Genomic DNA, 12,998 nt, shown 5'->3' with positions numbered 1-12,998 from the left:
GTCTTTTCGGACCCAGCAGTGACACATAGCGAAACCCTGCCGCAGGTTTTGCTCGCGCGAGCGACATCCACACCGACCAACCTCGCCGAACGGCACAAGCGCCTGGGCATCTGGCGTGAATTCACCTGGGCCGATGTTCTTGACAGGGTTCGCGCCCTGGCTCTCGGGTTGGAGAACCTGGGCTTGTCGGCTGGCGAATCCGTCATGATGATTGGCGAAAACGAACCCGAACATTTCTGGGCTGAATACGCCGTCCAGTCGTTAGGCGGCAAAGTCCTGTCTGTCTATCCGGATCAAAACGCTGAAGAGATTCTGTATCTGGCCGAAGACTCGAAAACGCGGATTTTTCTGGCACAGGATCAGGAGCAGGTCGATAAATGCATCGAGATTGCGGGCAAGTACTCGGGCGCCCTGGCGGTCGTTTACTGGGACGATTCCGGTCTGTGGGGCTATGATCATCCCCTGTTGCATTCGTTTGAAAGTGTGAGCGCGGCAGGGCGTCAGATCCACGCCAAGGAACCCGCCAGATTTGAAGAACACGTAAAACGTGGACGGGCGGACGATACCGCCTTGCTGTCCTATACCTCGGGTACCACGGGAAAACCCAAGGGCGTTGTCATCAGCCATCGCTACCTGTTCGACAATTGCTCGCGGGTGATGGGGGCAATCGAAATCGCGCCGGGCACCGAATACCTGACCTACATTTCGCCGGCCTGGGTCACGGAACAGATTTTCGGCCTGTCGATCGGTTTGATCGCGCCCATGGTCGTCAACTTCCCCGAAGGCCCTGAAGACGTACTGACCAACATTCGCGAACTGGCGGTCGACGCACTGGTGTTCAGCCCGCGCCAGTGGGAAAATCTCGCCTCCATCGTTCAGGCCCGGATGCTGGGGGCGGGTAAAATCCGCAATGCGATGTACAACTGGGGTATGAAGGTCGGCCACGACGTTTATGTGGAACGGCTGGAGGGGCGTAGCCCCAGCCTTGCCGCACGCCTGCAGCTTCCCTTTGCCGAAGCTCTGGTGCTGCATCACCTGCGCGACAATCTTGGCCTTGGTAAGGCCAAAAACGCAATGAGCGGCGGCGCCCTGATGGCACCTGACGTCTTTCGTATGTTCCACGCGATGGGGGTTAAGCTGCGCAACGTGTATGGCGCGACCGAAATCGGCCTTCTGACCGCGCATGTCGGCGAAAGCTATCAGCTGGAAACCAGCGGCAGCTGGATGCAAAGCAACACGAACTACGGCGAACCGCTGGAATACAGGGTCTCGGACGAAGGGGAGCTTCAGGTGCGTGGCGGATCGGGCTTCGGTGGCTATCACGGCAAGCCCGAAAAGACCGCAGAGGAATTGACCGAAGACGGTTGGTACAAGACCGGTGACGCGGTGTCGATGACCGACGACGGCGAGCTTTTGTTCTTTGACCGTGTCAAGGATATGCGCCGCCTGGCAAATGGGCACAGCTATCCGCCGCAATTCATCGAAACGCGGTTGCGGTATAGCCCCTTCATCAAGGATCTCATGACCTTGGGCGACGAAACCCGGAGCTTCGTCAGCGCGCTTATCAATATCGATATGGAAGTTCTCGGGCGTTGGGCGGAAGAGAACAAGATCAGCTTTTCGACCTACACCGATCTCTCGCAGAAACCCGAAGTTCTGGACCTTATCAAAGGCGAAGTGGCGCGCATCAATGCGCTCCTGCCCGAAGGCTCGCGCGTGGCACGTTTTGCGAATTTTCCCAAGGAACTCGACCCGGATGAAGGCGAGTTGACCCGCAGCCGAAAGCTTCGCCGGGCCTTTCTGGAGGAACGGTATGCCAAGCTCGTCGAGGCGATCTATGCTGGCGATGACGAGACAGATCTCGAAATCGCTGTGACCTATCAGGACGGCCGTCAAGGCGTTCTCAAGACCACGGTTCGCGTGTCGGATGTTGAAAACGCATCGAAGGCTGCCAAGCGGCAGTCCAAATCTTAAAGGAGGTCGGCGACAATGGTCTATTTCATCAATGACATCATTACCGGGGCTTTGATCGGCCTTCTGTATTCGCTGGTGGCCATGGGCTTTGTTGTGATTTACCGCGCCAGCAAGGTGTTCAACTTCGCGCAGGGCGAGCTTGTGATCATCGGCGGGTTCATCGTCTGGTTCACAACGATGCAAGCGGGGCTTAGCCTTTGGTTGTCGATACCCCTTTCGCTGGTTCTGGCCGGGCTGGTCGGGTACGCAATCGAACGGATTTTCCTGACAAAGCTGATCGGTGAATCGGTTTTCTCGATGGTCATGGTCACCGTCGGCCTTTTGATCCTGCTGCGCGGTTTGGTGCTGCTTGTGTTCGGTCCCGCGGTAAGACCCTTCCCGATCATTTTTCCGCTGAAACCCTTGTTCCTCGGCGATATGTTGATCCCGATGAACCTCCTGATAGGTGGGATCATCACCATTGTCGCGGCCGTCGGCCTGTCGTGGTTCTTCAACCGGACCCGGTCCGGCCTCCGTATGACCGCTGTGGCGGAGGACCACGTCGTAGCTTCCTCGATGGGCATTTCGGTGAAAGGCTCGATTGCCGTTGCCTGGGTTCTCGGGGCAATCCTGTCCACAATTGGTGCGATGATCTTTCTCAGCGGCAAATCGCTGACCTTCCTGGCCTCGGATATCGGGTTCGCGGCCCTGCCGGTGGCGCTCTTTGCCGGGCTGGAATCCATCGGCGGGCTTATCCTGGCAGGAATAATCATCGGCATCGCGCAGAGCTTGACCACCAACTACCTTGATCCGTTGATCGGTGGCTCGCTCGGCAGTGTCGTTCCATATATCATAATGCTTGCCATTCTGCTGATCCGGCCGACCGGCCTGTTCGGCTGGCGCACAATCGAACGGGTGTAATCCATGGATCCTTCTGGCGTATTCCCGACAAGCTATCGCAGTGACAGACGTTTGATCCGAACGCGCTGGCAGTTTCTGGCCCTCGTCGTATTCATGGCTCTACTGCTGTTGGCGCCTTACCTGGTGAGCAGCCGTATCATCGCTATCCTGAATATGATGATGATCAGCGCCGTCATCGCCGTCGGGCTTCAGATCTGCACCGGCTATGCGGGCCAGATCAACCTGGGTCAGGCGGCGTTCATGGGGGTCGGCGCCTATACGGCCTCGATACTGGCCTCGAAGACCGGCCTTACGTTTCTGCTGACCATTCCTCTGGCCGGGCTCTCGGCTGCGCTGTTCGGCTTTCTCTTTGGCTTGACCGCGGCGCGGATCAAGGGGTTCTATCTGGCACTGACCACGATTGCAGCTCAGTTCCTGTTCCACTTTGCCGTATTGAACCTGCCGTCAACCTGGCTGGGTGGATCGAACGGTATCACCGTGCCCCCGGCCGAGCTTTTCGGGCAGCGATTTGTCAGCGAATCTTCGCAGTTCTATCTGAATTTCGCCGTGACCGCGATCATGGTGGCGGGCGCGTTCGGGATCGTTCGGTCACGCTTCGGCCGTGCCTTCGTGGCGGTCAGGGATGATGACGTGGCCGCGGGTATAATGGGGATCAATGTCGCGGCCACAAAGGCAAATGCCTTCCTGATCGGCGCTTTCTATGCGGGCGTCGGCGGGGCGCTTTGGGCCTATCTGATCCGCTTCGTGGGGGTAGACCAGTTCACCCTGTTTCACTCGATCTTCTTCGTCGCGATGATCATCGTCGGCGGGATGGGTTCAATCGTGGGGGCCCTGATCGGCGTCTTCATTATCCGCATCATCCAGGAAATTATCGCGACGGTCGGCCCCAATATCGCCGACTCGGTATCATTCCTTGGCGGTGACATCGTGTTCGCTGGCATGAATGTCGTTCTTGGCGGCGTGATCGCATTGTTTATGATCCTCGAACCCAAGGGGCTGATGCACCGCTGGAACATCCTGAAGTCGTCATACCGTATCTGGCCGTTTCCTTACTGAGAAATAGAGCGGCTCTAAACCTGGGAGGAAGAATATGACTTACCAATCGAATCGAGGTCTTCGCGGCTTACTGGCAGCGGCTGCCTTGGCGGCCGCGGCGACCATGCCTTTGAAGGCGCAGGCCGAAGAGACCTATAATCTGGCCCTGCTGTCGGACTTTTCCGGCCCTTATGCTGACATCATGCCCATCCTGGCAGGCGGACGCGAAGCTGTGTTCACCTGGTGGAATGAAACCCGCGGCAAGGAACTTGGCGTCACGCTGAACTACAAAAACTACGAAACCCGCTATGACGCGGCACAGGTGGCAAGTCTCTGGCCCGGGATCAAATCGGAACTGGACCCGATTGCGGTTGTCGGCCTCGGCGGGCCTGACGTCGCGGCCCTTTCCGAACGCCTGCCGGAAGACAAAATCCCGATGTTCATGGCCACAGCGGCCTACGGTTTTGCCTGGCAACCGGATGCCTGGATTTTCAACCCACGCCCGACCTATTCGCACGAAAGTGTCGGCTTTCTAAACTGGATGCGTGAACAGCGCGGAGGAGACGAACCGCTCAAGGTTGCGATCCTCGCCTCCGAAGCATCGCCTGCCTATGTCGACATGGCAAAGGGCCTTGAACTCTATGCCGAAGAGCACCCCGAGGAGATCGACCTCGTCGAGGTCATCTATACCGAAGTTCAACCCACCGATCTGACGGGGCAAATGCGCCGCGTTGTACGAGCCGGGGCCGAGGCGCTGGTAATCCAAACGAACACCTCTATCGTGGTTGCCGCGAAACGTGGGCTGCAGGCCAACGGGGCGAACATCCCGATCATGATGAGTTCGCATAACGGGCTTCCAGCCTCGGGTGGCGCGCTTGGCGGGCTTGAGCAAATGGAGGGGGACTTTGAAGCCTACGGCATGGCGATTGCGGCCGATGAGGACACTCCCGCGCGACAATTCTACGAGACATTGGTTGCCGATTTCGGACTCGAAGCACCTTGGAACGTCGTGACCGCAATGGGCGTATCTCAGGGTCTCTATACCGTGACCGTGATCGATCACGCGATCGAGGCGAACGGCGCCGAGGGCCTGACCGGAGAGATGGTACGTGAGGCGCTTTTTGCCAAACCGATCACCACCGAAGAAACCCATGGGTTCCTGCCGACCTTGTCCTTTACGCCAGAAGCGCCGTTCCCATTGGAAGGCCTCAAAGTGAATGTGGGCACCGTCAAAGATGGGAAAATCACCATCGCGGCAACGGGTGTCGACGTTCCGCAAGTTGAGAAATGGTGAATTAATCCGGGCGCCGCAGTCGCGGCGCCCGTTCTGATCCTTAGCCCCGGGCAATATGACCATGCTGGAACTCAACAACGTAGAGGTGACATATTCCGACGTCATCCTGGCGCTCAAAGGCGTGTCCATGACAGTCCGTGCGGGACAATGTGTTGCTCTGCTCGGTGGCAATGGCGCAGGAAAAAGCACGACGCTTAAAGCCATCTCGGGAACGCTCAAATCCGAGGATGGAACCGTTTCGGCGGGGTCCATCGTTCTGGACGGAACTCCCATTCAGAACATGGAAGCCTCGGAAGTCGTGAAGAACGGTCTCATCCATGTGATGGAAGGGCGGCGCGTTTTGCGGCATCTGACGTCAGAGCAAAACCTGATCGTCGGCGGGCACATGGTGCCCAACTCCGCCGAGCTGAAAAAGCGCCTGGACCATGTTTACACCTTGATGCCCCGGCTTGCGGACCTGCGCAACCGCACCTCTGGCTTCATGTCTGGTGGCGAACAACAACTGCTGCTGATCGGCCGGGCCATGATGGCCAGCCCCAAGATCATCGCGATCGACGAACCGTCGTTGGGATTGGCCCCGATGATGATCCGGGATGTTTATGAAGTGCTCAAGCAGCTCAAGTCAGAAGGCACGACCTTCTTCCTGGTCGAACAAAACAGCGCCGCGGCGCTATCGATCGCCGACTATGCCTATGTGATGGAGAACGGCCGGATCGTGATGGACGGCCCTGCCGACAAGCTCGCTGACAACGAGGACATCAAGGAATTCTATCTCGGCGTCACCGCATCGGGCGAGCGCAAAAGCTATCGAGATATCAAACACTATCGCCGCCGGAAGAGATGGCTGGGCTGAGGAGAAGGAATTCATGAGCACCATCCTGGATATCAAGGGCCGCACCGCGCTGGTGACCGGCGCCGGACAGGGCGTGGGCCGGCAGGTCGCGCTTTATCTGGCGGAACATGGCGCAGGCGCTGTTGTGATCAATGATTTTCACGCCGATCGGGCGGAAAGCGTTGCCGCAGAAGTTGAAGCAGCTGGCGCCAAGGCATTGCCAATCGCCTTTGACGTCTCGAACTTCGAGGCGGTCGGCGCAGCTTTCGCCGAGGCGCAATCCGCGTTCGGCGGCGTGGATATCCTGGTCAACAACGCCGGGAACGCGGGGCCGACCTCGCGGCTCGATGATCTGGTGCCCTTCTGGGACTCAGACCCATCGGAATGGAAGCGCTGGATGGCGACCAATTTCGACGGCGTGTTGAACTGCACCCGTCACGCAATGCCCCTGATGGTCAAGGGCGGCTATGGGCGCATCGTGACGGTCATCTCCGACGCGGGCCGCGTGGGCGAGCCGCATCTGGCGGTCTACTCCGGCGCCAAGGCCGGCGCGGCCGGCTTCATGCGGGCAATTGCAAAAGCCGGTGGTCGGTTCGGGATCACCGCGAATTGCGTCGCCTTGGGGGGCACAAGAACTCCGGCTGTCGCCGACCTGATCCCGGATGCAGAGACCGAGAAGCGGGCATTGTCGCAATACGTGATCCGCCGTCTGGGCGAGCCGGAAGACCCCGCCGGAATGATCCTGTTCCTCTGCTCGGATGCTGCCAGCTGGATCACCGGTCAAACTTATCCGGTGAATGGCGGGTATTCTTTTGCCTGCTAGAGCCGCCATCGGACGGCTGCCGCCTCTAGTTGGAGCTGTCCGAAAAAACGCTGTCATTATCTGCCCCGAGCTCGGGGGGCAGATCCGGTATCGCGGTTTCGAAACCATCGAATTTCAACGGCTGGACAATAAAAGTCTCGGCCTTGCCGCCGTCATGCGTAATCTTGCGCAGCAGCTGGCGCGCACGCACATGGGGGTCGTCCAACGTTTCGACCAGGGAATTGACCGGACCCCATGGCACCCCCGCCTTATCCAGAAGGTCGCCCCATTCGGCGCGCGTCTTGTTGACCAAAATCGCCGCGATTTCTTCGCGCAGCGCGGCCTTGCGGGCGACACGGTCGCGGCCTGTCAACGGCGCAAGATCCGCCCTGTTGATCACATCGCAGAACGGTTTCCAGAACCAGTCCTCATGCGCGATGGACAAGGTCAAGAGCTTGCCGTCTTTGCAGGTGAACACGCCATAGCCCGGCTCGGCGATAAATTCGCCCAGCGGTGTTCCATTGGCGGCGGGAACGAGGAATGCGGTCAACATCGAAACCACCGCATCCGACATGGACACGTCCACGTAACGCCCCTGCCCTGTGCGCTGGCTCGACACGACCGCCGACAGGATTGCGATCGCCGCGAACAACGCCGCGCCAACATCCGCAAGGGGGATCGGCGGCACAGGGCCGGGCTGCTTTGCATCGGCCTGATCGGCCAGCAAACCGCCAACCCCTTCATAGCTCAGGTCATGGCCAGCCCTGTCACGATAGGGGCCGTCCTGCCCGTAACCCGAAATCGATACATAAACCAGCCGCGAGTTGACACTACGCATGTCCTCGAAACCGGCACCCAAGGCCGCAAGCTTGCCAGGGCGGAACCCTTCGACGATGACATCCGATTCCTTGGCCAGTTCGCGAAACCGTGCCAGCCCCTCGGCCGATTTCAGATCCAACGCAACGCTGCGCTTGCCTCGGTTCAGTGCCCGGAACAAGGGCGGAAATTGCCGGGCCGGATCGCCGACACCCGGTCGTTCGATCATGATCACCTCGGCTCCCATGTCGGACAACAGCATTGTGGCATAGGGACCGGGAAACTGTTCGGCAAGGCTGAGAATTTTCAGGCCGGCCAGGGGTGCAGTGCTCATATCAATCTCCAGCTCTTTTGTTTTCCACGTGCGGGTCCGCCCGAGTGCAGCGCAAATCGCCGCAAAAGACAAGGCGAAAAACCAATAATATGTATAATTATCAGGAGCTTAGCATGAGTGAAGCAAAGCAGACGCTATTCGTTGAGCGGGTCGCAAAAACTGAATGGATTACCTTCCAGCGCACCGAACAGCTCAACGCAATGTCAACGCAGATGCTGCGCGAGATGGCGGCAGCACTGGAATCGGCGCTGGCCGACGATGGGGTGCGTACAATTGTCCTGACCGGCTCTGGCCGGGCATTCTGCGCCGGTGCCGATCTGAAAGAAGTTGCTGGCGCCAAACATGCACCAGGCGAGCCGGATCTTCTGGATCTTGTCGATCACACGTTTGGGCTGATGCGACATGGCCCGAAACCGGTGATCGCCGCAGTGAACGGGCTGGCGATGGCGGGCGGTTTGGAAATGGTGATGGCCTGCGATCTGGTCTTTGCCGCCGAAAGCGCGCAACTGGGCGACGCACATTCCAACTTTGGCGTCTTTCCCGGGGCCGGCGGTGCGGCGATCCTGCCGCGTAGGATTGGCCTGAACCGCGCGAAATACCTGCTGTTCTCGGGCGAGAACGTTTCGGCACGGGACATGATGGACTGGGGACTGGTGAACAAGGTCATCGCGGACGAAGACCTGCGACAAGCGGTGCAGGCCTTTACCGACAGGCTGGCAGAAAAAAGCCCGGCGGTCTTACGCCGCATGAAGACGGTTGCCAATCGGTCGCTGGACGTGGACGAAACCGCCGCGCTTTCCGAAGAGATGCTGAACCTGCGCGCGCACATGCGATCCTGGGACATGCACGAGGGTCTGTCGGCGTTCAATGAAAAACGAAAACCGCAGTTTCGCGGATACTAGGTCAGGAGGACAAACGATGCAGGACATTTACATCGTTGGCATCGGGATGACGCCGTTCGGAAAGTTCCGGGACAAAACCATCAAGGACATGACCGGCGAGGCCGTCGCCGCCGCGCTTTCCGATGCCCGAGTGACGGCAGATCGTATCGACGGCGCATTCTTCTCGAACGCGGTGCAGGGCCACATGGAGGGCCAGCACATGATCCGCGGCGAAATCGCGCTGCGTGAAATGGGCATTCAGGGCATTCCGGTGGTGAATGTCGAAAACGCCTGCGCCAGCGCCTCGACCGGGTTCAAACTGGCAGTCGATTTCCTCAAGGCCGGCAATGGCGACTGCTGTCTCGCCGTGGGCGCCGAAAAGATGTATTCTGACGACCGTGCGTTGATGTTTTCGGCCTTCGACAGCGGCTGGGACGTCAGCAACAGCGAAGAAGTCGCGCAACGGCTGGCCGATCTGGGTGCAGGGGTCGAGGAACCCGAAGGATCGAAATCGCCCAAGCCCTACAGCGTGTTCATGGATGTCTACGCAGGCTTCGCCCGGCTGCACATGAAGACCTTTGGCACAACTCAGGAACAGTTCGCCGCCGTCGCCGCCAAGAACCATGCGCATTCCGTGCATAATCCACTGGCGCAATACCGAGAAGCCATGAGCGTCGATCGGGTATTGGCCGCGCCGCCGATCACCTATCCGCTGACCCTGCCGATGTGCGCCCCGATCTCGGACGGGGCCGCTGCGGCCGTTTTATGCACCGGCGAGGGGATAAAACGTCTGGGCCTAGATCCCGCGCGCGCGATCAAGGTCAAGGCCGCGATCCTGCGCTCGGGCACCGATCGTCCGCCGGAAGATTACAAGAACCACCTGACCCGGCTTGCCGCGCTTGAGGCCTATGAACAGGCCGGGATCGGCCCCGAGGATATATCGGTGGCCGAAGTGCATGACGCCACGGCCGTGGGCGAAGTGATCCAGATCGAGAACCTCGGATTTGTCGAATTCGGCGAGGGCGGTCCCGCCAGTCTGCGCGGCGAGACAAAGATCGGTGGACGCATTCCGGTGAACCCCTCGGGCGGGTTGGAATCCAAGGGCCACCCGGTCGGTGCCACAGGGATAGGGCAGGTTTTCGAACTGGTCACGCAACTGCGCGGCGAAGCTGGCGCGCGTCAGGTCGAAGGGGCAAAGAACGCCATCGCCGAAAACGGCGGGGGGTTGCACGGGGTAGAAGAAGCGGCCGCCTGCGTCACCATTCTGGGCCGTTGAAACAAGGAGACGAACCATGGAAAACGTGATCGCCGCCGCTCAGGCAATCTATACAGATGAGCAACGCATGTTGCTGGAAAACTTCCGCAAGATGGCCGAGGCAGAGTTCGCGCCGCTGGCCGAGAAATACGAGAACCTCGGCCACCCCCCCGATGCGAAAACCCTGAAGTCCCTGTTCGCCAAGGTCGAGGAATTCGGGCTGATCAGCGGCCTGATCCCCGAAGAGGACGGCGGTGCCGGAATCGACCGCATGACCTATGGCATCCTATACGAGGAACTGGCCCGGATATGGGCCGATCTGGCAATCGCGGTGCTGATTCAGGGTCATGCCGTGTTCGCGGTCAACCTCTTGGGAAATGTGGCGCAGAAAGAGGCCTATCTGAAGCCGCTCCTGCGCAGCGAACGGATCTGTGCCACCTGTATTTCCGAACCAGAGGTCGGTTCGAACGTACGCGAGGTCAAGACACGTGCGGACCGCGAGGGCGATAAGATTTTCGTCACTGGCCAGAAGCTCTGGATTTCCAATGGGGCCCAGTCGGATTTCGCCATCGTTGTCTGCAATCTGGACGACGGTATTTCCATGGTCATCGTCGACCGCGATACCGGCAACTACGAGAGCCGCGAATTGCGCAAGCTGGGGCTTGTCGGTGCATCGACCTGCGAATTGTTTTTCGACCGTGCCGAAACCAGCGCTGACCATGTTCTGGGTAATGCAGGCGGCGGCCTGTTCCAGACATTGAAACTGTTTGAGAGCGCTCGCGTGTTTGTCGGCCTGACGAGCATTGGCATAGCGCAGGCGGCGTTGGAATGTGCCGTCAAATATGCGCAGGATCGCCAACAACATGGTAAGCCGATCGGCGGGCACCAGTTGATTCAAGGCTACTTGGCCGACATGGCCACGCACCTGGATGCCGCGCGCCTGTTGTGCCAGCGCGGGCTGCAACTTCTGGACCTGGGCGTGCGCTGTGACACCCAGACCTCGATGGCGAAATGGTATGCAACCGAAATGGCCGTCGAAATCGCCGGCAAAGCGGTGCAGATCCACGGCGGCAACGGCATCACCAAAGAGTTCCCCGTTGAACGGCACTTCCGCAATGCAAAGGTCATGCCGATTCCCGATGGCACCACCGAAATCCAAAAACTGGTCATCGGGCGCAACCTGACCGGGCTTAACGCGTTCTGAAATCGTGACTCTAAGAATTGCGGCCGGGGATTCCCGGTCGCCTTATCGTAGGCCCCCGGTCCGGGGGGGCGGCCAACGGATCATGCCCCAACCGGCGCTGCGGGACGCGTTTGATCAATGCCTGTCCCGCGTCAGTGGCAAAAAACTCACGGTTCAGGTCGGTTTCGATATAACCGGGGCAGATGGCATTCACCCGGATGCCATTCCGCGCCCATTCAAGCGCCAGAGACCGGGTCAGTTGAATCAGCCCTTCCTTGGACGCGGCATAGGCGGACACATGGCTGGCCACCCGTGTGCCCAGAATCGAGGCGACATTGACGATACAGCCCCCGCGTCCGGCATCAATCATCGCTTTGGCGGCGATACGTGCGACATGAAATGCGCCCTTGAGATTTGTGTCTATGATCGCGTCGATTTCGGCCGGCCCGTGTTCCAATGCGGGAAGAGATGCCGTCGTTCCGGCATTGTTGATGACAGTGTCAAAGACCCGTCCCTTCAGCGCGGCTTCCACCGACTCCGGGTCCGCCACGTCCATCTCTATCACATCGGCCTGCCCCCCTTCCGCCGCTATCTTTGCGGAAAGCTCAGACAAGCGGGCGACGCGGCGGGCGGCCAATGTGACGTCGACATCCTGCCCCGCCAGCAGTTCGGCGAAATGCTCGCCCAATCCCGAAGATCTGGCGGACGACTATCAATTCATCCCGGGCCAGTACGTCACGCTGCGCCGTGCCGGTGATATCGATGGTGTGCGGCGATGCTATTCGGTCAGCTCCGGCCGAGACGATGGCGAGTTGCGCGTTCTGGTCAAGCTGCTGGAAGGCGGAGCGTTTTCCTCTTTCGTTCATAGCGAACTGCCACCGGGCACCGAACTTGATGTCATGACGCCCGAAGGCACATTCGGATCAAAGATACGACAAGGCGGACCACGCACCTATCTCGCCCTGGCCCCGGGCAGTGGAACTACTCCAATCATTTCGATCATCCGCTCGGTGCTTGCCACCGAGGCCGGGGCCAACTTCATCCTTTTTTACGGCAGTCGAACGCTAAGTTCCATCATCTTCCGCGACGAATTGAACGATCTCAAGGATACCTATCCCGGACGGTTCTCTCTTTTTCATACACTGACGCGCGAAGGCACCGATTCCCCACTATTCTCGGGCCGGCTTGATGCGGAAAAGCTGCGCAAGTTCTCCGGTGCCCTGTTCGCTCCGGCAGAAATAGAAGATGCTTTTCTTTGCGGCCCCGCCGAGATGATTCAGGAACTCAAGACCGCGCTCCGCGACCTCGGCGTTGAAGAGAACCGTTTTCATGACGAGCTGTTCGCTCCCGCCGATGCTGACAATACCGCCACCGTCACGCTTGCGCCGCTTACGGCGGAAGCCGCCACTGGAGAAGGAGTTCAGGTCACGGCGATCCTTGATGGCACCGCCCGCAGCTTTGTGATGACACCTGATCAGGAAAGCGTGGTCTCCGCCGCCGCAGCAGGTATCGAACTACCCTATTGCTGCAAGGGCGCAATGTGTTCCACCTGCCGCGCCAAAGTTATCGAAGGCGAGGCAGAGATGACGCTGAACTATGCTTTGGAGCCTCGGTAGTTGAAGGAGAACTTTGTCCTGACCTGCCAGGCCCGTCCGAAAACCAAAAAACTGACAGTCGATTTCGACCACGTTT

12 protein-coding genes are annotated in these 12,998 nt (G+C 59.3%); 10 read left to right on the top strand and 2 right to left on the bottom strand.

The genetic code is table 11. From position 1 onward, the window contains the following. Positions 1–18: 18 nt before the first annotated feature. The 6 genes from ACGYKA_RS15840 to ACGYKA_RS15815 all read left to right on the top strand — a co-directional run bounded on the left by ACGYKA_RS15840 (position 19) and on the right by ACGYKA_RS15815 (position 6,858). Complete coding sequence (locus ACGYKA_RS15840; RefSeq protein ID WP_271690101.1) at positions 19–1,974, top strand: AMP-binding protein; 1,956 nt, start codon at positions 19–21, stop codon at positions 1,972–1,974. 15 nt (positions 1,975–1,989) lie between these two features. Next, a complete protein-coding gene (locus ACGYKA_RS15835) occupies positions 1,990–2,874 on the top strand; it encodes a branched-chain amino acid ABC transporter permease (RefSeq protein WP_028288586.1) in 885 nt (294 codons plus the stop codon). A gap of 3 nt (positions 2,875–2,877) precedes the next feature. Further along, a complete protein-coding gene (locus ACGYKA_RS15830) occupies positions 2,878–3,930 on the top strand; it encodes a branched-chain amino acid ABC transporter permease (RefSeq protein WP_028288587.1) in 1,053 nt (350 codons plus the stop codon). Positions 3,931–3,964: 34 nt separating this feature from the next. Next, positions 3,965–5,203 (top strand): ABC transporter substrate-binding protein, encoded by a 1,239-nt coding sequence (locus ACGYKA_RS15825; protein ID WP_271690102.1) that lies wholly within the window; start codon positions 3,965–3,967, stop codon positions 5,201–5,203. A 61-nt stretch (positions 5,204–5,264) separates the two neighbouring features. After that, on the top strand, positions 5,265–6,056 hold the full coding sequence (locus ACGYKA_RS15820) for an ABC transporter ATP-binding protein (protein WP_028288589.1): 792 nt from the start codon (positions 5,265–5,267) through the stop codon (positions 6,054–6,056). Positions 6,057–6,069: 13 nt separating this feature from the next. Further along, positions 6,070–6,858, top strand: coding sequence for an SDR family NAD(P)-dependent oxidoreductase (locus tag ACGYKA_RS15815; RefSeq protein ID WP_028288590.1), 789 nt, complete (start codon positions 6,070–6,072; stop codon positions 6,856–6,858). Positions 6,859–6,883: 25 nt separating this feature from the next. Here the strand turns inward: ACGYKA_RS15815 and ACGYKA_RS15810 are convergent, their stop codons facing one another. Beyond that, positions 6,884–8,059 carry a CaiB/BaiF CoA-transferase family protein gene (locus ACGYKA_RS15810; RefSeq protein ID WP_271690103.1) on the bottom strand — a complete coding sequence of 392 codons (1,176 nt, stop codon included), beginning with the start codon at positions 8,057–8,059 and terminating at the stop codon, positions 6,884–6,886. Between the two features lie 41 nt (positions 8,060–8,100). Here ACGYKA_RS15810 and ACGYKA_RS15805 point away from each other — a divergent pair, with 41 nt between their 5' ends. Genes ACGYKA_RS15805 through ACGYKA_RS15795 form a run of 3 tightly spaced genes read left to right on the top strand, consistent with a single transcriptional unit; the run spans position 8,101 to position 11,327 of the window. Further along, positions 8,101–8,889: an enoyl-CoA hydratase/isomerase family protein gene (locus tag ACGYKA_RS15805; RefSeq protein WP_028288592.1), complete on the top strand. Its 789-nt coding sequence runs from the start codon at positions 8,101–8,103 to the stop codon at positions 8,887–8,889. 16 nt (positions 8,890–8,905) lie between these two features. Then, a complete protein-coding gene (locus tag ACGYKA_RS15800; RefSeq protein WP_027264384.1) occupies positions 8,906–10,144 on the top strand; it encodes a thiolase family protein in 1,239 nt (412 codons plus the stop codon). A gap of 16 nt (positions 10,145–10,160) precedes the next feature. Continuing rightward, positions 10,161–11,327: an acyl-CoA dehydrogenase family protein gene (locus ACGYKA_RS15795; protein WP_036051588.1), complete on the top strand. Its 1,167-nt coding sequence runs from the start codon at positions 10,161–10,163 to the stop codon at positions 11,325–11,327. Positions 11,328–11,337: 10 nt separating this feature from the next. On the opposite strand, the gene ACGYKA_RS15790 is transcribed toward ACGYKA_RS15795, so the two are convergent. After that, complete coding sequence (locus tag ACGYKA_RS15790; protein WP_051630973.1) at positions 11,338–11,994, bottom strand: SDR family NAD(P)-dependent oxidoreductase; 657 nt, start codon at positions 11,992–11,994, stop codon at positions 11,338–11,340. Here ACGYKA_RS15790 and ACGYKA_RS15785 point away from each other — a divergent pair. Next, complete coding sequence (locus ACGYKA_RS15785; RefSeq protein ID WP_169739214.1) at positions 11,945–12,922, top strand: FAD-binding oxidoreductase; 978 nt, start codon at positions 11,945–11,947, stop codon at positions 12,920–12,922. The two genes, ACGYKA_RS15790 and ACGYKA_RS15785, sit on opposite strands and share 50 nt — an antisense overlap. The last annotated feature ends 76 nt before the right edge of the window (positions 12,923–12,998 follow it).

The organism is Sulfitobacter sp. 1A15106, from assembly GCF_043556995.1.
Classification (GTDB): Bacteria; Pseudomonadota; Alphaproteobacteria; order Rhodobacterales; family Rhodobacteraceae; genus Sulfitobacter; species Sulfitobacter faviae.
This window is presented reverse-complemented; position numbering and strand designations above follow the sequence as displayed.